This window comes from Mesorhizobium sp. WSM4806 (assembly GCF_055811635.1).
Genome location: NZ_JBVVQZ010000008.1, coordinates 241123 through 263564 on the forward strand (window position 1 = coordinate 241123; position 22442 = coordinate 263564).

Annotated in this window: 24 protein-coding genes; 17 read left to right on the forward strand and 7 right to left on the reverse strand. The window is 63.1% G+C overall.

Features of this window, described 5'->3' with window-relative positions; genetic code table 11:
- The first annotated feature begins 58 nt into the window (after positions 1-58).
- From AC0L2M_RS15050 to AC0L2M_RS15115, 14 genes are all read left to right on the forward strand, one after another.
- Positions 59-604, forward strand: a complete 546-nt coding sequence (locus tag AC0L2M_RS15050; protein ID WP_051407873.1) for a DUF417 family protein — start codon at positions 59-61, stop codon at positions 602-604.
- A 3-nt stretch (positions 605-607) separates the two neighbouring features.
- Positions 608-1195, forward strand: coding sequence for a putative glycolipid-binding domain-containing protein (locus tag AC0L2M_RS15055; protein ID WP_473535259.1), 588 nt, complete (start codon positions 608-610; stop codon positions 1193-1195).
- Positions 1196-1559: 364 nt separating this feature from the next.
- Positions 1560-1961: a holo-ACP synthase gene (gene acpS / locus AC0L2M_RS15060; RefSeq protein WP_023800765.1), complete on the forward strand. Its 402-nt coding sequence runs from the start codon at positions 1560-1562 to the stop codon at positions 1959-1961.
- Between the two features lie 89 nt (positions 1962-2050).
- Positions 2051-2800 carry a signal peptidase I gene (lepB, locus tag AC0L2M_RS15065; RefSeq protein WP_287064369.1) on the forward strand — a complete coding sequence of 250 codons (750 nt, stop codon included), beginning with the start codon at positions 2051-2053 and terminating at the stop codon, positions 2798-2800.
- Between the two features lie 3 nt (positions 2801-2803).
- Positions 2804-3529 (forward strand): ribonuclease III, encoded by a 726-nt coding sequence (gene rnc / locus AC0L2M_RS15070; protein WP_128170822.1) that lies wholly within the window; start codon positions 2804-2806, stop codon positions 3527-3529.
- Positions 3526-4461 (forward strand): GTPase Era, encoded by a 936-nt coding sequence (gene era / locus AC0L2M_RS15075; RefSeq protein ID WP_023800762.1) that lies wholly within the window; start codon positions 3526-3528, stop codon positions 4459-4461. The genes rnc and era overlap by 4 nt, the downstream gene beginning before the upstream one ends.
- 42 nt (positions 4462-4503) lie before the next feature.
- The gene (locus AC0L2M_RS15080) at positions 4504-5427 is read left to right on the forward strand and encodes an aminoglycoside phosphotransferase family protein (RefSeq protein WP_473535260.1); all 924 of its coding nucleotides are present in this window, start codon (positions 4504-4506) and stop codon (positions 5425-5427) included.
- 41 nt (positions 5428-5468) lie between these two features.
- Positions 5469-6245 (forward strand): DNA repair protein RecO, encoded by a 777-nt coding sequence (gene recO, locus AC0L2M_RS15085; RefSeq protein WP_023800760.1) that lies wholly within the window; start codon positions 5469-5471, stop codon positions 6243-6245.
- Positions 6246-6514: 269 nt separating this feature from the next.
- Complete coding sequence (locus tag AC0L2M_RS15090) at positions 6515-9256, forward strand: DUF2339 domain-containing protein (RefSeq protein ID WP_473535261.1); 2742 nt, start codon at positions 6515-6517, stop codon at positions 9254-9256.
- A 65-nt stretch (positions 9257-9321) separates the two neighbouring features.
- On the forward strand, positions 9322-9564 hold the full coding sequence (locus AC0L2M_RS15095) for a type II toxin-antitoxin system VapB family antitoxin (protein ID WP_128170818.1): 243 nt from the start codon (positions 9322-9324) through the stop codon (positions 9562-9564).
- A 295-nt stretch (positions 9565-9859) separates the two neighbouring features.
- Entirely contained in the window at positions 9860-10378 is a 519-nt protein-coding gene (locus tag AC0L2M_RS15100; RefSeq protein WP_027152718.1) for a sigma-70 family RNA polymerase sigma factor, read from the forward strand.
- On the forward strand, positions 10375-11166 hold the full coding sequence (locus tag AC0L2M_RS15105) for an anti-sigma factor family protein (protein ID WP_473535262.1): 792 nt from the start codon (positions 10375-10377) through the stop codon (positions 11164-11166). The genes AC0L2M_RS15100 and AC0L2M_RS15105 overlap by 4 nt, the downstream gene beginning before the upstream one ends.
- Before the next feature lie 136 nt (positions 11167-11302).
- On the forward strand, positions 11303-12400 hold the full coding sequence (locus tag AC0L2M_RS15110; RefSeq protein WP_287229965.1) for a peptidase C39 family protein: 1098 nt from the start codon (positions 11303-11305) through the stop codon (positions 12398-12400).
- A 5-nt stretch (positions 12401-12405) separates the two neighbouring features.
- Complete coding sequence (locus AC0L2M_RS15115; protein ID WP_473535263.1) at positions 12406-13869, forward strand: RimK family protein; 1464 nt, start codon at positions 12406-12408, stop codon at positions 13867-13869.
- 101 nt (positions 13870-13970) lie between these two features.
- On the opposite strand, the gene AC0L2M_RS15120 is transcribed toward AC0L2M_RS15115, so the two are convergent.
- Together AC0L2M_RS15120 and ygfZ are read right to left on the reverse strand one after the other, a co-directional pair.
- Complete coding sequence (locus AC0L2M_RS15120; RefSeq protein ID WP_128170814.1) at positions 13971-14603, reverse strand: HD domain-containing protein; 633 nt, start codon at positions 14601-14603, stop codon at positions 13971-13973.
- Positions 14603-15463, reverse strand: coding sequence for a CAF17-like 4Fe-4S cluster assembly/insertion protein YgfZ (gene ygfZ, locus AC0L2M_RS15125; RefSeq protein WP_473535264.1), 861 nt, complete (start codon positions 15461-15463; stop codon positions 14603-14605). Before ygfZ ends, AC0L2M_RS15120 begins: the two co-directional genes overlap by 1 nt.
- Positions 15464-15545: 82 nt before the next feature.
- On the opposite strand from ygfZ, the gene AC0L2M_RS15130 reads away from it, so the two are divergent.
- On the forward strand, positions 15546-16877 hold the full coding sequence (locus AC0L2M_RS15130) for a dihydroorotase (RefSeq protein ID WP_473531490.1): 1332 nt from the start codon (positions 15546-15548) through the stop codon (positions 16875-16877).
- 123 nt (positions 16878-17000) lie between these two features.
- On the opposite strand, the gene AC0L2M_RS15135 is transcribed toward AC0L2M_RS15130, so the two are convergent.
- The 4 genes from AC0L2M_RS15135 to AC0L2M_RS15150 form a co-directional block, all read right to left on the reverse strand.
- The gene (locus tag AC0L2M_RS15135) at positions 17001-17804 is read right to left on the reverse strand and encodes a hypothetical protein (protein ID WP_287229971.1); all 804 of its coding nucleotides are present in this window, start codon (positions 17802-17804) and stop codon (positions 17001-17003) included.
- Between the two features lie 100 nt (positions 17805-17904).
- Positions 17905-18162, reverse strand: coding sequence for a hypothetical protein (locus tag AC0L2M_RS15140; RefSeq protein WP_023800747.1), 258 nt, complete (start codon positions 18160-18162; stop codon positions 17905-17907).
- A gap of 346 nt (positions 18163-18508) precedes the next feature.
- The gene (locus AC0L2M_RS15145; RefSeq protein WP_027152710.1) at positions 18509-18886 is read right to left on the reverse strand and encodes a TIGR02301 family protein; all 378 of its coding nucleotides are present in this window, start codon (positions 18884-18886) and stop codon (positions 18509-18511) included.
- A 48-nt stretch (positions 18887-18934) separates the two neighbouring features.
- Positions 18935-19354, reverse strand: coding sequence for an NUDIX hydrolase (locus AC0L2M_RS15150; protein WP_473535265.1), 420 nt, complete (start codon positions 19352-19354; stop codon positions 18935-18937).
- Positions 19355-19478: 124 nt separating this feature from the next.
- Between AC0L2M_RS15150 and AC0L2M_RS15155 the strand changes: the two genes are divergently transcribed.
- On the forward strand, positions 19479-20252 hold the full coding sequence (locus tag AC0L2M_RS15155; RefSeq protein ID WP_473535266.1) for an SOS response-associated peptidase: 774 nt from the start codon (positions 19479-19481) through the stop codon (positions 20250-20252).
- 79 nt (positions 20253-20331) lie between these two features.
- Here AC0L2M_RS15155 and AC0L2M_RS15160 read toward each other — a convergent pair whose 3' ends face one another.
- Entirely contained in the window at positions 20332-20487 is a 156-nt protein-coding gene (locus AC0L2M_RS15160; RefSeq protein WP_023800743.1) for a hypothetical protein, read from the reverse strand.
- 389 nt (positions 20488-20876) lie between these two features.
- On the opposite strand from AC0L2M_RS15160, the gene cysS reads away from it, so the two are divergent.
- Positions 20877-22346: a cysteine--tRNA ligase gene (gene cysS, locus AC0L2M_RS15165; RefSeq protein ID WP_473535267.1), complete on the forward strand. Its 1470-nt coding sequence runs from the start codon at positions 20877-20879 to the stop codon at positions 22344-22346.
- Positions 22347-22442 lie beyond the last annotated feature (96 nt).

Below are 22442 nucleotides of genomic sequence, written 5' to 3' on the forward strand. Positions count from 1 at the left end.
TATACATCAAGGTCGAATTATTATATGCTTTGAGCATACAAATCGAAAGGAGAAGGCCATGTTCACCTCTGCAACCGCCAACGCTCCGTTCGTGGCGCGCATCAATCAAGCTGGCTACCACCTTGCTGCCGTCGGTCGCGCGGTAACCCTTCTGGGGGTGGCGCTCCCTCTGCTGTTGATCGGCATTTTGAAATTTACTGCAATCGAGATCGAGGCGCTTAGGCCATTCATCGAGAATACGCCTTGGCTGGCATGGCTCTATCCCGCGTTCGGATCTGCGGGAGCCTCCTACTTCCTGGGCGTGGTCGAACTGGTCACAGCGCTTCTGCTGATAGCATCTGTCCGCAGCGTTTGGGCCGGCCTCGTGGGGGGTGCCATCGGCTCAGTCATCTTCGCGCTGACATCCTCGACAATGCTCACCCTGCCGATCTGGGAAACGGGCTCCGGAGGGTTTCCCTTCCTCAACGGGTTAGGTGCCTTTCTGATCAAGGATGTCGCCTTGCTCGGAGTGAGCCTGGTCATATTGGGGAGCAGCCTTCAGCAACTCGTATCCGACCTCGGCCGAAAAATTGATCGTGGTGATGAACAACGCATCGAGAGGTGAGAGATGTCTCTACTCGCTATCTGGCGCAGGACGGACGAACCAGGGCACGATGTCGTGCAGCTAAAGCAGACAGACCTCGGCTGGCACTGGAATGGAGCCGCTGTATACCTGTCGGATGCGGGCCCGGCACGTTTGGACTACACTGTGCAACTGGCCGAAGATTGGACGACCAAATCCGGCAGCGTTCGCGGGTTCATCGGTTCCCAGTCAGTTGATCTCACAATAATCCGCAACGAGACCGGCATCCGCAACGAGACCGGCTGGACTGTCAATGGGCAGCGGCAGCCGGCGGTTCAGTCGATGGTGGATCTGGACTACAGCTTTACGCCGGCGATGAACCTACAACAAATTCGCAGAATGAACCTGAAGGTCGGCGACAAGGCGGATTTTCCGGTGGCCTGGCTGGTGGCTGGCGTGTCGAGTTTGGTTGTTCTGCCGCAAACCTACCATCGTGTGAGTGAGACCGAGTACATCTACGAGGCTCCCACAGTGCCATACCGTGCTACGCTGCTCATTCCCGCGGCTGGCTTTGCTCAAGATTACCCCGACGGCTGGGTTTTCGAGACCGGCAACGCCGGCCGCGCACTATAGGATTGCGGCTGAAGCTTGGCGCTCGCAAGCTGACATCCATGCAACTTGCTGCTTCGGGGCAAGGCGAACCCGTCGCATTTGGTTACCTCCTGTGGCAGACCATCGCGGCAGCGATTCGTTGTCTTGGGACTTGGGTGTCGCTATATCGAAGCCTTGATTGCCTTCCGGCGTGCTTGAAGACCCGCTACCGGGTGGCCGGGGCCGGCGTATTGGATCAGGACAGGGACAGAGTGCTTTTTCGACGCCGCAAGCCTGATGGTCTTCTCGAGCGGGTGCGCACCTACGTATGGCCACGCCGCTCTTTCTCGCGCTCCATGCGCCTGACGAACAGAGCTGGAACGGCCGGACGGGAAGTTCCCGCTCAATGATCATTGGCATCGGCAGCGACCTGATCGATATCAGACGCATCGAAAAATCGTTGGAGCGCCATGGCCAGCGCTTCATCCAGCGTATCTACACCGAGGTCGAACAGGCCCGCTCCGAAAACCGCGGCGCCCGCGCCGCCTCTTATGCCAAGCGTTTTGCTGCCAAGGAGGCCTGCGCCAAGGCGCTGGGCACCGGTATGGCGCAAGGGGTGTTCTGGCGCGACATGGGCGTCGTCAATCTGGCCAGCGGCAAGCCGACCATGGCGTTGACCGGCGGGGCGGCGGCGCAGTTGGACAAGATCCTGCCTGAAGGGCACAGAGCGGCGATCCACCTCACCATCACCGATGATTTTCCGCTTGCTCAAGCCTTTGTGATAATCGAGGCGATGCCCGTCGAATAAGCGCCATATTGATCGCATCTGACCACCGGCATGACGTTGCCCAGCGCGCGCCGAGACTCTATACCAACCAACGCATAATCGAGGACGACATGAGCGTGGCTGAAAAATCCCAGAAGAAATCCGGCGGGCTTGGCGAAACCGTCAGCGTCATCGTCCAGGCGCTGTTGCTCGCTCTGGTCATCCGCACGCTTCTTTTCCAGCCATTTTCTATACCGTCCGGGTCGATGCGGCCGACCTTGCTCGAAGGCGACTATCTCTTCGTCACCAAATGGTCCTATGGCTTCTCGCGCTATTCGCTGCCGTTCGGGCCGGACCTGTTTTCGGGCCGCATCTGGGGCGCCGAGCCGAAGCGCGGCGACGTGGCGGTGTTCAAGTTCCCGCCGGACCCCTCCGTCGACTACATCAAGCGCGTCGTCGGCCTGCCGGGCGACAAGATCCAGGTCAAGGATGGCCAGCTCTTCATCAACGGCGTCGGCGTGCAGCGCCAGAAGGTCGGGCAGATCGACAATCGCGACATCACCGAGGAGAGCGGGCCGGTCGACGTCTATCGCGAGACATTGCCGAATGGCGTCAGCTATGACACGCTCGACCTGATACCCAACTCGATCGGTGACAACACCCAGGAGTTCGACGTGCCGCCCGGGCACTATTTCATGATGGGCGACAACAGAGACAATTCCTCGGACAGCCGCTTCACCGTCGGTTTCGTGCCCGACGAGAACCTGGTCGGTCGCGCCAACCTCATCTTCTTCTCGATCGGTGGCAGCGCCAGCCCGCTCGAAATCTGGAAATGGCCGTCGCAGATGCGCGCGTCGCGCCTGCTCCATTTCGTCAAATAGGTCATGGTGGCGACAAAACGGCTGACCGTCGACGCGCTCGCCGAAGCGCTCATGGAGCGCACCGGCCACGCCTTTGCCGATCGACTGCGCTTGCAGCGCGCGCTGACCCATGCCAGCGCCCGCAGCAGCCATGCCGGCATCGACTATGAGCGTTTCGAATTCCTGGGCGACCGCGTCCTCGGCCTGGTCGTCGCCGACATGCTGCTGGCGGCGTATCCTGATGCTGCCGAAGGTGAGCTGTCGCTCCGGCTCAACGCGCTGGTCAATGCCGAGGTGCTGGCGGACATCGCCGAGGAGATCGGCCTGCCGGAGCTGATCCGTGCCGGCTCGGACGTACGCGGCCTGGACGGGCGCAAACGCGTCAATCTGCGGGCTGATGCGCTGGAATCGCTGATCGCCGTGCTCTATCTCGACGGCGGGCTGGAGGCGGCCCGCGCCTTCATCCACAAATACTGGCGGCCGCGCTCGCAGGCCATCGGTGCCGCCCGCCGCGATGCCAAGACCGAACTGCAGGAATGGGCGCATCAGGCGGCAGGCGCCGTGCCGGTCTACATAATTGACAGCCGCGAGGGACCGGACCACGATCCGCTGTTCACCGTCAGCGTCAAGGTCGGCGCCTATCCGCCGGCGAGCGGCAGCGGGCGCTCCAAGCGCGAGGCCGAGCAAGCCGCCGCGACCGCACTGCTGTTGCGCGAAGGCGTCTGGCTAAACAAGGGGAGCGCGGCATGACCGCCACCGAAGACGTCCCGCCGCCGGCAACAGAAGCCGCCACCACGCATTCTGGCTTCGTCGCGTTGATCGGCGCGCCCAATGCGGGGAAATCGACGCTGGTCAACCAACTGGTCGGCGCCAAGGTGTCGATCGTCACCCACAAGGTGCAGACGACGCGCGCCATCGTGCGCGGCATCGCCATCCACAATAACGCACAGATCGTCTTCGTCGACACGCCGGGCATCTTCAAGCCGAAGCGGCGGTTGGACACGGCGATGGTGACGACCGCCTGGGGCGGCGCCAAGGACGCCGACATCGTGCTGCTGCTGATCGACGCCGAGCGCGGCATCAGGGGCGACGCCGACGCGATCCTCGAACGGCTGAAGGATGTCCGCCAGCCGATGGTGCTGATCCTCAACAAGGTCGACCGGGTCAAGCCCGAGGCGCTGCTGGCCCTGTCCGCGGCAGCGAATGAAAGAGTGCCGTTCAAGCGCACCTTCATGGTCTCGGCGCTAACCGGGTCGGGCTGCAAGGACGTGCTCGACTATCTCTCGGAAACCCTGCCTGCCGGCCCCTGGTATTACCCGGAAGACCAGATCTCCGACTTGCCGATGCGTCAGCTGGCGGCCGAGATCACCCGAGAAAAGCTCTATCTCAGGCTGCATCAGGAACTGCCCTATTCCTCCCATATCGAGACCGAGAAATGGGAAGAGAAGAAGGACGGCTCGGTGCGCATCGACCAGACCATCTATGTCGAGCGTGACAGCCAGAAGAAGATCGTGCTCGGCCACAAGGGCGAGACGATCCGTGCCATCGGCCAGGCGGCACGCATGGAGATATCCGGTATCCTTGAACAGAAGGTGCATCTTTTCCTGTTCGTCAAGGTGCGCGAGAACTGGGGCGACGACCCCGAGCGCTATCGCGAGATGGGGCTGGATTTTCCGCATTAGAGCATGTTCCCGAAAAGTGGGAGCCGGTTTTCGGAAAAGATCATGCTCGAACCAGAAGTCACTATCGACACAGCCCTCGTGAGCCGGTTGGTCGCCACGCAATTTCCCCGATGGAAGGATCTTGCTGTCCGGCCGGTTGCATCAGGCGGATGGGACAACAGGACCTTTCATCTCGGAGACCATATGCTGGTGAGGCTGCCGAGTGCGGCGGCCTATGCCTTGCAGGTCGAAAAGGAACATCGCTGGCTGCCAAGGCTTGCGCCTCTGCTGCCGCTGCCTGTCCCTGTCCCGCTGGCGATGGGAGCCCCGGTCGATGACTATCCCTGGCATTGGTCCGTCTACCGCTGGATCGAAGGCGAGACGGCGACGCTGGAGCGTATTGCCAGCCTGCCGCAATTCGCGGCCGGCCTGGCCCAGTTCCTGGTCGCCCTGCAACGGATCGATCCCGCCGGTGGACCGGCGCCAGGGCAGCACAATTTTTTTCGCGGCGGACCACTGAGCGTCTATGACGGTGAGACCCGGCAAGCAATTGCAACCCTCGACGGCAAGATCGACACGGTCGCCGCGAGCGCAGTGTGGGAAGCAGCGCTTGCCGCGACATGGCACGGCGCGCCCGTCTGGTTCCACGGCGACGTCAGTTGGGGAAACCTGTTGGTCAGGCAAGGTGCTTTGAGCGCCGTGATCGACTTCGGAACTTCAGGCGTGGGCGATCCCTCGTGCGACTTGGCGATTGCGTGGACGCTCTTCGAAGGGAAAAGCCGAGAGGTGTTTCGCGGCGGTCTTCAGGCCGATGAGGCAACCTGGGCGCGAGGCCGTGGCTGGACGCTATGGAAAGCGCTGATTACGGTCGCCGGCTATATAGACATCAATCCAATTGAGGTTGAAAAGTCGCGACGCGTGATCGATGAAGTGCTTGCCGATCACCTCCGCGCGGATCGCCGCGGAGGGCACCCGCACAGCGCCTGAAAAACTTGATTTCGCCACCGAAGCGATGACAAGCTACGTTCATGGAATGGCGCGACGAGGGAATTATTCTCGGCACCCGCAAGCATGGCGAAACCAGCGCCATTCTTGAGGTCATGACGCGTGCGCACGGCCGCCACCTCGGCCTTGTGCGCGGCGGCCGCTCGCGCAAGCAACAGCCGGTTCTGCAGCCCGGCAACCGCGTCGACCTGTTGTGGCGGGCGCGACTCGACGAGCATCTGGGCACCTTCCAGGCCGAGGCGATCGAGATGAACGCCGCCCGGCTCATGGACAGCGCCGTCGCCATCTATGGGCTGCAGACCATGGCGGCGCATCTGCGCCTGCTGCCCGAGCGCGACGCGCATGACGGTCTCTACGAGACGCTGGCCGTGATGATCGCCCATCTCGACGATGCGGACGCCGCCGGCGAGCTGGTGGCGCGCTTCGAATTGCTGATTCTCGACGAACTCGGCTTCGGCCTCGATCTCAGCCAGTGTGCCGCGACCGGCGCCAGGCAGGACCTTGCCTATGTCTCGCCGAAGTCCGGGCGCGCCGTGTCGCGCGCCGCAGGCGCGCCATGGCGCGACAAGATGCTGGTGCTCCCCGAATTCCTGCAGCGCGGCTCCGGGCTGCGCGCCGATCCGGCGGCGATCGAGGACGCCTTCCGGCTGACCGGCTTCTTTTTTTCCCGCCATGTCTACGAGCCGCGCGGGATCGAGGCGCCCGGTGCCCGCACCGGCTTCCTCGCCGCCCTACGCAAGCACCATGCGGCGGGCAAAGAGATTGGCGCCGAGACCGCCGCCGGAGAAATCATTACATGAGCGACGTGGAACTCTTTCCAGGCCAAGTCTCGCCGCCCGGCCTCGGCACCATTCCACACGCCGACATCGGCTGAATATACCGGCCTGGAATTGCTCCAGCGCATCATCGACAACAAATACAAGGCGCCGCCGCTGGCTTTCGGCACCGAAACATGCTCGATCTTTCCGCTCGCCAGTCTTTCCGCTCGCCAGTCTGGCGGCGCTGACTCGGCTGGCCGTCTGGCCGCCGTATTTGTCGGTCACTACTGGCTTGGTTTGGGGGAACCGCCATGTTCGAAAGCCTGATCGGCCTCGTCGCGATCATCGCGCTGTTCGTCATTATCTCGCGCCAGCAGAGCCGCATCGGCCTGATCGAGCGCGAACTTGGTGCGCTGCGCAGCCTCGTGCTTTCGGGCGTCCATGTGGCCCCGCCGCAGGCCAAGCCGGTAGAACAGGCAGCAAACGACAGCATGCCGGCAGACGCGGCAATTGCGGCCGTCACCGACATTGCCCCGCCACCGGTGGGCGAAGCTGCTGCTGAGGAAAAGCCGCCCACGGAGGTTGAAGCCACGGAGGCTGCATCCGGACCGTGGGCTGCGGGTGAAGCGGCGCCGGCTGGGCCTGCACCTGCGCAACCGGTAGCCGCGACGGCGAAATCGGCCCAAAAACCCGATATTGAAACGGCGCTCGGCACCCGCTGGGCGGTCTGGGTCGGCGGCATCGCGCTGGCGCTGGGCGGGCTGTTTCTGATCCGCTACACCATCGAGGCCGGCATTTTCGGTCCCGGCGTGCGGCTGAGCATGGCAGCAATGCTCGGGCTGGTGCTGGTCGCCGTCGGCGAGTTCATCCGCCGTACCGGCTTCAAGGTGCCGGTGCAGGGAGTCGCCGGCGCCTATATTCCGGCGATCCTGACGGCGGCCGGTGCTTTCATCCTGTTCGGCACGGTTTATGCCGCGCATGGCGTCTACGGCTTCATCGGGCCGGCGCTCGCCTTCACGCTGCTCGGCGCCATCGGTGTGGCGACGATCGCAGCAGCCCTCGTCCATGGCAAGGCGCTGGCCGGTGTCGGCCTGCTCGGCGCGGTGGTGACGCCCATGCTGGTCGCCTCGCAGGCGCCGAATCCTTGGGCGCTGTTCGGCTATTTGGCGATTGTGCTCGCCGCTACCGGCGTGATCGCCCGCCTGCGCGACTGGAAATTGCTGATGGCGGCAGCGTTCGTCGGCACCGGCCTCTGGACCATTCTTTACATGACCGATGCGCCGGGCACCAACCTGCCTGTCGTCCTCTTTATCAATGCGGTGACCCTGGCGGTGCTCGCCCTCGTCTGGCTCGGCCGTCGCGGTGGCGAAGCAGAACCCGCCAGGGGCTTCGACTGGCCATCGGTCGCGCCTGGCTTCTTCGTCGGCCTTTCGGCGATGGCGCTGTTCGTCGACCCCGCATACGCTGCCGGCGATGCTCTGCCGGGTGCAGCCCTTATCGCAGCCCTGGTCGCGGTAGCGCTCTACCGACCGCTGGCGCTGGCGCTTCTGCACGCCGCAGGGCTGGCGACGGTTCTGGTCTATCTCGGCATCATTCCGCCAACCTCTGTCGTTTCAGACTTTTCGGGTGGCGCTCTCGGCGTCGATGGCCTGCCGGCGGCAGTTGCCGATACGCTGATACTCAGGATCGGCATCGTTCTCGGACTTGTGTTCATCGCAGCCGGCTTCTGGGCAGCGCGCAAATTTGCTGCATCGGCTCACATCCGCGCCGCCTCATGGGCGGCATGGGGCGTTGTCGCGCCGCTGGTCATTCTGTTGGCGCTCTGGTTCACCTTCGGCAATCTCGACCGCGATCTTGTCTACGCGGCGGTTGCAGCCCTTTTGGTGGTGGTCTTCGCCACCGGCGGCGAGTGGATTGCGCGCGGTGAACAGCCGCCGCTGCAGGGCGGTGCGGCCGTCTCGTTCGCGCTTGGCGGGGCAGCAGTCGCTGCCTTGCTGATGCTCTACATGGCCTTTGGGTCCGGCTGGACGACCATGCTTCTGGGTGCCGCGGCCATCGTGCCGGCGCTGGCCACCCGCTGGCGCGCCTACCCGGTGCTCGGCTGGATTTCGGTCGCTGCGGTCATCGCGGTGCTCGGCCGCATCGCCTTCGATCCGACAATCGTCGGCGCTGAATTCCTGTCGAGGACGCCGGTGTTCAACTGGCTGCTGCCGGGCTATGGCGTGCCGGCGCTTGCCTTCGGCTTCGCCGCCTGGCAACTCGCCCGCACCACAAATGGCCGGCCACGCCTCGCCATGGAAGCGGGCGCAGCGCTGTTTGCAGTGCTCACGGTTGCCATACTGGTGCGCCATGCCATGCATGGCGGCGTCATCGACATGGGTGCTGCGACGCTCGCCGAGCAGGCGATCTACACCCTGATCGCCATCGGCGCCGGCGCCATCCTGGTCGCCGTCGACATGCGCTCGCCAAGCTTGGTGCTGCGCTATGGTTCGCTTGCCGCGGGCGTCGTCTCGGTCGCCTTCATCGTCATCCAGCATTTTGTGGCGCTGAACCCGCTGTTTACCGACGAATCAACCGGCCGGATCCCGGTGTTCAACCTGCTGTTCCTCGCCTATCTCTTGCCGGCCCTCGCTGCCGGGGGGCTCGCGCTTTACGCACGTGACAAGCGGCCGAAATGGTATGCCGCGATGCTGGCGCTGGTGGCGGCGCTGCTCGCCTTCGTCTATGCGACGCTGTCGGTGCGGCGGCTGTTCAAGGGCGAGTTCATCGGCCTGTGGAGCGGCCTCGGTCAGCTTGAAACCTACACCTATTCCGCGCTGTGGCTGATCATCGGTGTGGCGCTGCTCACCGCCGGCGTCTGGCTGAAGTCGCAGGTGCTGCGCGTTGCGTCGGCCGCCCTGATCTCGGTCGCGGTGTTGAAGGTGTTCCTCTTCGACATGTCGGAACTGGAAGGCGTGCTGAGGGCGCTGTCCTTCATCGGCCTCGGCGCGGTGCTGATCGGCATCGGCCTGTTTTATCAGCGACTGCTGACAAGAGCGGCGAGAGGAACCTAAGGGATCGTCTGTTTGAATGTCCAATAAAATGGAATAGTTGAAGGTTCAGCAGGAGATATTCAAAAGTGCCTCTCTATATTCGCGACAAAGAAGTGGATGCGCTGACCGCAAAATTGCAGTGTGAGATCAACGCTGCCAGTAAAACGGAAGCAGTGCGGATTGCACTTTTGCATGAACTTGAGCGTAACCACGCCCGCAAGCCTTTGCGTGACAGGATTGCGGTGTGGCAGGAGAAGTGTGCCGCGTTGGGGCCATCCGACCCCAACTTCGACATGAAGGCATTCACCGACGAGGCATGGGAAGACTGACGTTGGCGAGCCCGATCCGGGCGGTTCAACTGTGAGTGCCAATACGGCGCGGGATATTCCGCAGCGCTGGGCGATGCGAAGGAACTCGACGGCTCGATTGTAGATCGCTGCGCTTTCCGGCACATGCCACGACTCTGCCTTCCCTCTCAATCCCACCGGGAATAAACCAGTCCGCGCCAGCGTTATCATGTTGCTTGGGTGGCCGGGCGGCGGACCGCTTCGCGCTGGCCGCTTGCGCCGCGCCGTGAAGGCGCGTTCAATCGGATGAACAAGGGCGACCTCAGAACCAGCGGTCATGGACGAAAAGAAGGCAGCAATCCTGGGCGAGATACCACGCCTGCGCCGTTATGCGCGCTCGCTGCTGCGCGATCGCGATTCCGCCGACGATCTCGTTCAGGACTGTCTCGAACGGGCGCTTGTGCGGCTCGACAATTGGCAGACTGGAGAAAGCCCCAGGAGGTGGCTGTTTACGATCATGCATCATTTGTTCATCGACCAGATGCGCAAGGTGAACCGGCGCGGCGAAGCAGCGATGCTGCCGCTGGAAGCGCGCGAGGCGCAGGCAGCACCCGCTGAGCAGGTGGAGAGCATCGCCTCGCGCGAGATCATCGACGCGTTGCAGGCGATCAGCCCCGATCGGCGCGCAGCACTGGTCATGGTCGCCATCGAAGGCTTTTCCTATGCCGAGGCCGCCAATATCCTCGGCGTCCCGGCCGGCACGCTGATGTCGCGCATCGCGCGCGGGCGTGACGAGTTGCGGGGGTTGCTGGATGATGCCGCGCGTCGCCGGGCGATAAGGATCGTCGAGAAATGACCCGGCGCGACTTTTCCGAACGCGACATCCATATGGCCCTCGATGACGAGCTGCCGGTTGACGAGCGCGTGGCTTATGATGCCTGGCTCGAGGCCAATCCTGAAATGAAGGCGAGAAGCGTCCGCTATGTCGCCGACCGCGCAGCGCTGCGCGCCGCCTTCGCCGGCGTGCTCGACGAGCCGGTGCCGGCGCGGCTGCAAAATATCGTGTTCGGCGAGGCGCCGGTCAAGGCGGCGGCATCGCGCTCGCGCTGGTGGCGGGCGGCTGCCGCAGCGGCGATGCTGGCCATCGGCGGTGTTGGCGGTTATGTCGCCGGCATCGACCATCTCGGTGTGGAAGATCCGGCCGAGGACCAACTCGTCGAGCAGGCGATCGCAGCCCATGTCCTCTATGCCGCCGAGCAACGGCATGCGGTGGAAGTGCCGGCCAGCGACAAGGATCATCTGCAGACCTGGCTGTCCAATAGGGTCGGCCTGAAGCTGGTCGCACCGGATCTGGCGGCGCAAGGATTCCAGCTCGTCGGCGGTCGGCTGCTGCCCGCTGGCGAGAGCAAGGCCGCGATGTTGCTTTATGAGGATGCTAAGGGCGAGCGCATCTCGCTGTTCGTCACAGCGGAATCGGCCGAGAAGACCAAGGGCACTTATGGATCGGAAGAAGACGGCCCCGAGGCGATCTACTGGTTGGACAAGGGCTATGGCTGCGCCGTCGTCGGCTCGCTGCCGCGCGCGCAGCTGACCGCAGTGGCGAAGAGCGCCTACAGCCAGCTTGTCGCCGGGCTTGCCAGCTGAACTGCGCTGTTTTTCAAAGCTTGCGTCTACAGAATCGAGGTGCGATAGCGCTTGACGGATGCTGGCGCTTCGGCTGTGTTGTCGACACTTCTGACCAAGCCTTTCCAAGAATCCAATCGAGGTTTTCCAAGCCCGCATGCCTGCCGAGATTCGCACGGCCCGCGCGTCCGACGTCGATGACCTCGCGGCGATCGAAAAAGCTGTTTTCTCTGGCGACCGCATTTCCCGCCGCTCCTTTCGTCAGTTGATCGAACGCGAGACCGCCGAGATGCTGGTTGCCGAAAACGACGGCCGCATCGCCGGCTATGCGGTCGTGCTGTTTCGCAAGGGCAGCGGAGTCGCGCGGCTCTATTCCATTGCCACCGGTCCGCTTTTCGGCGGGCTCGGCATTGGCCGCATGCTGTTGAAACGGGCCGAGGAAGCCGCCTTCGAGCACAACCGCATGATGCTGCGTCTCGAGGTGCGCGAGGACAACAGCCGAGCCATCCGCATTTACGAGCAGAGCGGCTACCGCAAGATCGGCCGCGAACCGGGCTATTACGAGGACGGCGCCACGGCGCTGCGCTACGAAAAGACCCTGCGCGGCGACATTCCGGTCGCCACCAGGGTGCCTTTCTACCAGCAGACCTGCGAATTCACGTGCGGCCCGTGCTGCCTGATGATGGCGATGGCCAATTTCGATGCCGGCTTCGTGCCCGACCCGGTGATGGAAATCCGTTTGTGGCGCGAGTCGACCACCGTTTTCATGATGTCGGGGCCGGGCGGCTGCGAGCCGTTCGGCCTCGCCGTTGCCGGCCACGAAAGCGGGCTGTCTGCCGAGATATATGTCTCCTTTCATGGTGCGCTGTTCCTGCAGTCGGTGCGCAGCCAAGACAAGCGCCGGGTGATGGAACTGGCGCAGGTCGACTTTCGCCGGCGCGCGGAACGTTACGGCATCCCGGTGAATTACCGTCCATTCGCCATCGACGATATCCGCACCGCAATCGCAGAAGGAAAACTGGTGTTGGTCCTGATCAGCGGCTTCCTTATGTTCGGCAAGAAGGTTCCGCACTGGGTGCTGGCCATCGGCGACGATGGCGACCATATCCTGATCCATGATCCCTGGGTCGAAGACGAGAGACAGGAGACCATCCTTGATGCCGCCAACATTCCGGTGCCTTACGGCATCTTCATGAACATGGCGCAATTCGGCCGCGATGGATTGCGTGCCGCCATAATCCTCGGAAAGCGCTGAAGACAATGACCTGGGTCATCCTTACCGGCCGGCAGAACGATCTCGATCAGGTGGCGACACCGCACAAGATCATCACCAATCGCGACTATCTTGCGCATCCGGCGCTGTTTCGCGGCCAACGGCCAAAAGTCATCAACCTGTCGAACAATTACGGCTACCAAAGCCGCGGCTACTATGCCTCGCTGCTCGCCGGTTCGCGCGGTCACAAGGTCATTCCGACGGTCGAGACGATGATCGACCTGTCCGAGCGCAAGCTCTACGAGCATGCGCTGCCGGAACTGGAACTCGCGCTCAACAAATGCCGCAAGGATCTGGGCGGAGCCTTTCCGCAAAAAGTCTGCATCTTTTTCGGCATCGGCTCGTCGAGGATTTGGGATCGCTTCGCCAAGCTTTTGTTCGACTGGTTCCGGGCGCCGGCGCTGGAAGTCCATATCACGGACAACGCCGAATGGGCGTCGATCCGTAAGATCGGCTTCCATCCGCTGGCCAGGATGACCGAGGACGAAGAAAAGCGCTTTCTTCAGTGCCTCGAGACCTACACCAGCCGCGAGTGGCGTGACACCAAGGGCCGCACGCCGGCGCGCTACACCTTCGCCACGCTGGTCGATCCGCATGAGGAGTTGCCGCCATCGGAGATCTCGTCGCTGCGCTATTGGGCCAAGATCGCCGAAAAGATGGGCGTCGAAATCGAGCCGATCACCAAAAAGGATCTGGCCAAGCTCGCCAACTACGACGCCCTGTTCATCCGCGAGACGACTTCGATCTCCAATCACACCTACCGCTTCGCGCGCCGCGCCCAGCAGGAAGGCATGCCGGTCATCGATGATCCGCTGTCGATGATCCGCTGCACCAACAAGGTCTATCTCAACGAGCTGATGACCTACAACAAGGTGCCGGTGCCGCCCACGGTGATGATCGCCGGCATCTCGGACCTTGAAGTGGCGGCGCAGACGCTGGGCTTTCCGCTGGTGCTGAAAATCCCGGACTCGTCGTTTTCACGCGGCGTCAAGAAATGCGCCACCTTTGAGGAGCTGAAGACGCTTGCCACCGAATGGCTGGAGGATTCCGATCTCCTGATCGCACAGAAATTCATTCCGACCCAATATGACTGGCGCGTCGGCGTGCTCGGCGGCCAGCCTCTGTTTGCCGTGCACTACCTGATGGCCAAGAAGCACTGGCAGATCGTCAACCACAAGGCCAACGGCAAGCCCGACCAGGGCGGCATCAAGACCTTCACCTTGAAGGAGGCGCCGGCCCATGTCGTCGAGACGGCGGTGAGGGCGGCGCGCTGCATCGGCGATGGCCTCTACGGCGTCGACCTCAAGGAGACCAAGGACGGTGTCTTCGTCATAGAGGTCAACGACAATCCCAACCTAGACCATGGCTGGGAAGATTCCGGCGAAAAAGACGAGGTCTGGGTGCGGCTGACGCAGTGGTTCCTGGAGCGGCTCGACCGACAGGGACGGTAGCAGGGTTCTATCCGATCGACGCCCCAGCCTTCTATCCGTCGCGGCAGGCTCACACCTTCGGCTCCCCGCCCGAACACGGCGCTGTATCCCCTCAGCGTTTTTCAGTCGGCCGGCTGCACTGTTTGGCGCCGCGATTTCTCGATTGCCGCATACCGTTTGAGAAACGCGTTTTGCGCCCAGGTCACCGAACGGGGGGTGAAATCGAAGCGGTCGGCATTGAAGCCGCGCGGCCGGCCGAAGAATTCGGTCGCCTCGGCGGTCGAAAAACCGGCAAGCAGCGTCGCCTCGAAATAGGCGGCGATCTGGTCGGCGCGCTTGATCTCCTTGCGCAGGCCCGCAACCGGTTCGACCGGCAGCAAAAAGCGCAGATGGATGGCACGCTGCAGCCTCAGCTCGCACTCCTTGTAGCTGCCGCCCATCACCGATTTGAACGGTGAGATCATGTCGCCGATGACATATTCCGGCGCGTCGTGCAGCAAAGCCGCCAGCCGCGCATCGGCTGGGGCGTCCGGCACCAGCTCGCCGAAAAGCGCCTCGACCAGCAGCGAATGCTGGGCGACGGAAAAGGCGTGATCGCCGATGGTCTGGCCATTCCAGCGGGCGACGCGGGCAAGCCCATGGGCGATGTCCGAAATCTCGATGTCGAGCGGCGAGGGGTCGAGCAGATCGAGCCGCCGGCCCGACAGCATGCGCTGCCAGGCGCGCGGCGGCGCGCCGGGACGGTCGGCCGCCATCAGGCCTCCTCCGCGCCGACGGGTTCCTGCGGGAAGATGAATTTCGCCCAGGCCGGGATGGTGAGCGACACCGGGACGTCATCCGCCATGATCGGCTGGCCGGAGTCGAGCGCTGCCTTGACGCGGTCGATGCGGGCTATGGCGAGGCCCGCCGTGCCGGCGGCCGTGCCAAGCGTGCCGACCGGTCGCCCTGCAACTGTCAACTCTGTGCCAGGAGCGGGCAGGGGCCGTTCGGCCGAAACGATCAGCACCCGCCGTCTGGCGGTGCCGCGATGCTGCATCCGCGAAACCACTTCCTGGCCGACATAGCAACCCTTCCTGAAGCCGACGCCGCAGGTCTCGTCGAGCAGCACATCATGCGGGAAGGCGTCGCCGAGCTGATAGTCGCTGCCACTTTCGGCAATCCCATGGGCGATGCGCAGAGCTTGCCATGCGGCCGGGTCGCCGCCAGCGGCAGCGGCGCCATAAAAGCGATTGACGACTGCGTCGCGGAACCGTGCATCGGCAACCGGCGTTGAATCAAACTGCGAAGCAGTTGAATCATCCCCCCAAACAACAGCGACAAGTCCCTGATCTGCCTTGGCGATCTCGACCTTGGCGCGCAATTTGTAGAGCATCAGCCGGCGTATGAAATCGTCTGATATATCGGATCGGCATTCGAGGCGGAACAAATTCTCGCCAGCGCGGGAGATCAGGAAGTCGAACAGAATCTTGCCTTGCGGCGTCAGCAAAGCGCCCGGCTTTGCCTCGCCGGGAGCCAGCGCGTCGAGGTCGGTGGTCAGAATGTTCTGCAAAAAACTCTCGGCATCCGGGCCTGACACGGAAACGAGCGCGCGGTCTTTCAACTGGGCAAAGGGCATGGGCGGAAAAGAACCTGATCTTGCAAAACGGTCGGCCATTACGTAAGCCGCTGGCACTCCCCCCGCAAGAGACCGGATCAGCATGGCCACGACCTACGACCTCATCCTGACAGGCGGCACGGTGGTCAACCACGACGGCGAAGGCCGGCGCGACATCGGCATCAACGGCGGGCGCATCGCCGCTATCGGCGATCTCGGCCAGGCTTCCGCTGGCGAAACGGTCGACTGTCGCGGCCTGCACATCCTGCCGGGCGTCGTCGACAGCCAGGTGCATTTCCGCGAGCCGGGGCTGGAGCACAAGGAAGATCTGGAGACAGGTTCGCGGGCAGCGGCGCTGGGCGGCGTCACCGCCGTCTTCGAGATGCCCAACACCAACCCGCTGACCACCAGTGAAGCAGCGCTTGCCGACAAGGTTCGGCGTGCCACCGGCCGCATGCATTGCGACTTTGCCTTCTGGGTCGGTGGCACCCGCGAGAACGCAAAGGACGCCGGCGACCTTGAGCGGCTACCCGGTGCTGCCGGCATAAAAGTGTTCATGGGCTCGTCGACCGGTGACCTTTTGGTCGAGGACGATGAAAGCGTTGCCTCGATCCTGAGGAATACGCGCCGCCGTGCGGCCTTCCATTCCGAGGACGAATTCCGGCTGCGCGAGCGGCTTGGCCAGCGCATCGAGGGCGACCCGGCCTCGCATCCTGTGTGGCGCGACGAGATCGCCGCCTTACGCTGCACCGAGCGCCTGGTGCGCATTGCGCGCCAGGTTCGCGCCCGCATCCACGTGCTGCACATCTCGACCGCCGAGGAGATTGTTTTCCTCGAACAGCACAAGGACGTCGCGACCTGCGAGGCGACGCCGCATCATCTGACGCTGAGCGCGGATGATTATGCGCAGCTTGGCACACTGATCCAGATGAACCCGCCGGTACGCGCATCGCGCCACCGCGACGGCATCTGGCGCGGCATTGCGCAAGGCATTGTCGATGTGCTGGGTTCCGACCACGCCCCGCACACGCTGGCCGAGAAGGCGAAACCCTACCCGGCCTCGCCGTCGGGCATGACCGGCGTGCAGACGCTGGTGCCGATCATGCTCGATCACGTCAATGCCGGCCGGCTGACGTTGCAGCGTTTCGTCGACCTGTCCAGCCACGGCCCGCAGCGTATCTTCGGCATGGCCAGGAAAGGCCGCATCGCCGCCGGCTACGACGCCGATTTCACGATCGTCGATCTGAAGCGCCGCGAAACCATCACCAATGCGCAGGCAGGCTCGAAGGCCGGCTGGACGCCCTACGACGGCCGGCAAGTCACCGGCTGGCCGGTCGGCACGATCGTGCGCGGCCGGCGCGTAATGTGGGAAGGCGAGATCGTCACACCCGGACAGGGCAGTGCGGTGGAGTTTTCCGAGGCGCTGGCGGTATAGAGCGGCGGACTTTCAAATCGCATCGTCCCGCCGCTTATCTTCTGTTTGAGCATCGGATTCTCCCAAAACCGGTATCGACTCCGATGCTCTGGGCGGGCTTGAGGGTAGGAGAGGCTATGCCGCTCAGTCTCCGGCGACGAAAAACGTCCACTGTCCATCCGGGGTGATGCCGACGCGGTAGAAGATGTAGGCACCGAACTGCTTCATGCTGTCATAGTCGCCGGCGGTGACGATCTTGAACAGCTCGACCCGCTGCCTGGCGTCGAGCTTGTCCAGCGGCAGCGCGAAGAAATATGGCCAGACATAGAGCTCCTGCGGCGTGCCGACATCGACATGGACATAGCCGGCACTGAGCACCTCTTCCAGGATGGCGAGGATTTCCTGGCCTTCCGCGTCGCCCGAAAGCCCTTTCAGGAAGGTGATCGGATCGCCTTCGATCTCGGCCAGCGACAATTGGGTCATCGCATCGCCCTGGCCGATCAGCGGCCGGAGTTTTTCGATGTCGCCGCTCTTGCAGGCCCCGATAATCAAATCGTGCATGCGCCTGACCGGCTCCGGCAGCTTGCCGAGATCGTAGACGACCTCGGGCAAGGGTTCATCCGGGTCGACTTGCGGATTGGCTATGCCACCATCGTCTGTTGGCCCGCCCGGTTCGACCTGTTCCCGTTCGTCGGGTGGCGTCGGTTGGCTCGCCGCAGGCGGCGTCGCGCCGAGCGGGCCGGGCGTCGGCACCGCGGTTCCGGGCGGCGACATGTCGTCGTCGGCGGGCGGCGTGACTGGCGAGGGCAGGTCCTCGCGCTTGATTTCACTCAAAGCATAGGCGGGGCTGATTGCGAGGCAAAGCGCCAGCGGAAACGCGGCGCAAAAAGCGGCAAGCCGGATGCTGAGGGCCAAGCCACGCGGCTGGCCTGACGTCGAAAAATTCACCGCCTGCCTCTCCATGATTCCGTCCAGCTGCCCAGGCCCGCCCAGGTGCCCGGGGCATGACGCCCAAGCGGCACGCCGTCATCGAAGAGCCTGATGCCAATCAGTGCCGCAGCCGTCCCGGCTCGAAGGCCCCAGCTATGACCTTTTCACGCATGCGGTCGAGCAAGGCAAGGGCTGAGGTCTCGCCATTGGCGCGCAGCATCTCGCCGAACGCGGTTTCGAGGGCCGCCTCGGCGATGATTTCCGTCTCGATTCCGGCCGAAAGCCCTTCCGCCCAGGCCTCGCTGTGGCTTTCCACTGCAGTCAGGCGCTTTTCTTCCCTGACCAGCGCGTCGATGTCGTTGACGCCATGTTCCATTGCGATGTCCACCCTTTTCAAGCGGCGATCCGGCGGATGCGGATCAGGCTTGGGCTGTCCCTTTTACTCGCAGGTTAAGTAAGTACTTGTAAATACGACATTTCTGGGGTCGTTTCGACAAGGGTTCGTCACGTTTTGCAAACCTGCGTTCGATCCGATTCAAAACTTAGCCGATTAGGCCGGCGAGCGGGATGAAAACCTTCAGTTTGAGTTAATTCCACATCCGCGCCGTAACGTTTTGTTAACACCGTTGCAGAAGTGCAACACAACAATTGCACCAAGACGCCACCAGACACAAGCGGGCCGGGACACAAGCGGGCCGGGACACAAGCAGGGGGAGCCAGGCTCAGTTGCCGTAGCGCGAGGCGATGTCGCGCGACAGCGTCTCGCCTTCCTTCATGTAGCGGCTGATGGCTTCGGTCGCCGAGGCGGTACACTGTGTATAGGTGCCGCCAAAGGAGCGGTAGCCGCGGTTGAAGCTGGCGATGAAGCGGGCGCGCCGCTCCGGGTTCGGGTTTTCCGAAGCAATCAGCTTCTCCATCTCGACCCGCCATTGGTCGCCCTTCTCCCCGCACAGATTACGCAGGAAATGCAGCGACCCAAGCACCTCGGCCAGCCGCATCAGCCCCGGCTCGAACGGCGACTCGGCGGCCATGGCCGGCCGCGCCCCGATTGCCGTACTGGCGGCGAGGCAAGCTGCAAGGAAAACCGATGCGCGGATCATAAATCTATGTGGCCAAACAATTTGTCGCCTGCAAGGCGATTTTGGAGGTTACGCGCCTGTATTCCTGAGCAATTCGTCGGCAACAGCAAACACCGAAGCGGCAATCGGCAGCGCCGTCATTTCGCTGAGTGTATAGAAGGCGGCGGTCTCGGCGTCGTCGCTGGCCACGGGCTCGCCGCCGGCATAGGTGGCGCCGAATACCGTCAGCAGATAGTCGACCGGGTGCCCGTCGCTGCCGCCGTCGATGTGGATTTCCCGAAGGCGGCGGTAGTTGTGCGCATGCAACCCGGTTTCCTCCAGCAATTCGCGCTGCGCGGCTTGTTCCAGCGTTTCGCCGGCCTCGACCTTGCCGCCTGGAAACGCGTAGAATCCTTGCGAAGGCTGCCGCGCCCGCTTGACCAGCAGCACCGTGTCGCCGCGGACAATGGCGACCGATACAGCCGGGCGTATTTTGCGCATCTCGTCCATGGATCTCCGATCGCCATTTGCCGCAGCCGGTTGTGGACCGGTCGGCGAGAGCAAGCATTAGCGGTTGCGCAACGCCGGTTCCATCCCCACCTTCACAACCGACCAATCCAACGAGTTTCAGCTTATGTGCGGACGCTTCGCCTTGACCGCCACGCCGGACCGGGCCGCCGCTTTTCTCGGTCTGCCAGAACTGGAGGATTTCCCGCCCCGCTACAACATCGCACCGACGCAGCCGGTGCTGATGGCGATTGCAGGCTTGCCGCGAGCGCCAGGCTCGAACCTGCCAGACTCGAACCTGCAAGACCGGCAGCGGATGCTGGTGCGCTGGGGGCTGATCCCGGCGTGGGTGAAGGACACGCGTGAGTTTCCTTTGCTGTTCAACGCGCGCTCGGAGGGAGCCGCGCAAAAGGCCTCGTTTCGCGCCGCCATGCGCCACCGCCGCGCTTTGGTGCCGGCTTCAGGCTTCTACGAATGGCGTCAATCAGGCGGCAAGCGGGGACAGCCCTATTGGGTGCGGCCGAAGCATGGCGGGCTTGTCGCCTTCGCCGGACTGATCGAGACCTATGCCGAGCCGGGCGGCTCGGAGATGGACACCGGCGCCATCCTGACCGTCAACGCCAATGCCGACATTGCCCATATCCACGACCGCATGCCGGTGGTGATAGACACGCAGGATTTCGCCCGCTGGCTGGATTGCCGCACGCTCGAGCCGCGCGACGTGGCCGACCTGCTCAAACCGGCACAACTCGATTTCTTCGAGGCCGTCCCGGTTTCCGACCTCGTCAACAAGGTCGCCAACACCGGGCCGGAGATTCAGGAAAGGTGGCCGGAGTTCGAGAAGGCCAGGCGCCGGAAGCCGGGCGCCGACGACAGTCAGATGAGCTTGTTTCAGCAGTAGCTGCTATTTTCTGGGGCGCTTCAGCGCCTTCATTGCCGGCGCTGCCATTTCCTGGCGAACCCGCCGGCCGCACGTCACATCAGGCAGCGCGCGGCGAGGTGATCTTCTGCACCGGCTTCTTCTTCTTCGCTGTGTGGAGAAGGGCGGCGACGATCGCGGCCGGGCCGATCGCCCGGTATTGACTGGCGAGCGCCGGTTGCTTGGCGCTGCTGGAGTCCTGCTTGGCTCGAGGCATTTTTCTCTTCCCTGGTAACGTCTTCGTGTCCGCGTTTGCTGGTCGAATCCGACCAAATCGTGACATCTGCTGATCTAGCCGGTGAATGTTTCATGACTGTGCCGAGATGTTTAATAAAATGTTTCACCGCGTCATTACCTGTGATCCAGCGGCTCTTTTGCCGAAAGTTGCGACTTGACGGCAACACTGGCTGAGGCGATAAAGCCGCTCATGAGAACGTCTTTCGCCATTTGTGGCATCTGCATTATTGGCTAGCTTCGCGCTGGTCCGGACGTTTTCGCCTATCTTCCTTCTAGAGTGGACAAACGCCCCGGCCAGCAGGCTGGTGGCTGATTTGCGTCTCGGCGCAAGTTGCCCCAACCAAAAAGTAACGCACCGGGAAGGCACGAATGTCTGACGCATCGAAGGGCCTGCGCCTCTACAACACGCTGACGCGGACCAAGGAGGATTTCTTCCCGATCGATCCGCGCAATGTGCGCATGTATGTCTGCGGCCCGACGGTCTACGACTTTGCCCATATCGGCAACGCGCGACCGGTGATCGTCTTCGACGTGCTGTTTCGTCTGCTGCGCCATCTCTACGGGCAAGCGCACGTCACCTATGTGCGCAACATCACGGATGTCGACGACAAGATCAACGACCGCGCGCTGCGCGATTTCGGCACCGAGATTGCATCGGGAAAGCTGTCGCTGAACGAGGCGATCCGGCGGGTCACCGAAAAGACCGCTGACCAGTTCCACAAGGATGTGGCGACGCTCGGCTGCCTGCAACCTACGGTCGAGCCGCGGGCCACTGAATTCGTCGAGCCGCGCGCAGATGGCAAAGTCGACATGATCTCCTTGATTCAACGCTTGATCGAACGCGGCCATGCCTATGTTGCGGCAGGCGAAGTTCTGTTCGACACGGCCTCGATGCCGGACTACGGCCAATTGTCGAAACGCAATCTCGACGAACAGCAGGCCGGCGCTCGCGTCGCCGTCGATCCGCATAAGAAGAGCCCTGGCGATTTCGTGCTGTGGAAGTTGTCCTCGCCGGAAGAGCCGGGCTGGGACAGCCCGTGGGGCAGGGGCCGGCCGGGCTGGCACATCGAGTGCTCGGCGATGTCGGCCGCCTATCTCGGCGAGGTCTTCGACATTCATGGCGGCGGGCTCGACCTGATCTTCCCGCACCACGAGAATGAAATTGCACAGTCGCGCTGCGCCCATGGCACCGAGGTGTTGGCCAAGGTGTGGATGCACAACGGCTTTCTGCAGGTCGAGGGGCAGAAAATGTCCAAGAGCCTGGGCAACTTCCACTCGATCAACGAGTTGCTGGAGACGGAGACCTTTGGTGGCCGCAAGTGGCCGGGCGAGGTGCTCAGGCTGGCGATGCTGATGACGCATTATCGCGAGCCGATCGACTTTTCCGTGCGCAAGCTGGAAGAGGCGGAAAATACGCTGCGCAAATGGAAGCGGGCGGCGGACCTGGCACCGGCGGCGGCCAAGCAATTGCCGGTCGAAGTGGTGGAAGCCTTGTCGGACGATCTCGCAACCTATTCCGCGTTCCAGGTGCTGACGCAACTGGCCGGCGAGGCTGTGGATTCCAATGCTGCCGGTGGCGGCAACGCCGCCGCGGGCAACCATGCTACCGCTTCGCTGAAGGCGGCACTGTCGTTCCTCGGCTTCGACGTTGCGCCGGCCAAGGTTGATGAAGATGCCATCGCCAGGGCCATCGCCAGGCGCCTGGAACTGATCGCCGCCAAGAACTGGGCCCAGGCCGACCGCATTCGCGACGAGCTTCTGGCGCAAGGCGTGCAACTGAAGGACGGCAAGGACCCCGCCACCGGCACCCGCAGCACCAACTGGGAGGTAAAGCGGTGAAGGTGGCGCGAGGCACCCCCCTCTGTCCTGCCGGACATCTCCCCCTCAAGCGGGGAGATTGGCAGCTTCGCCGGAAGCGCCCAATCACCAACGACG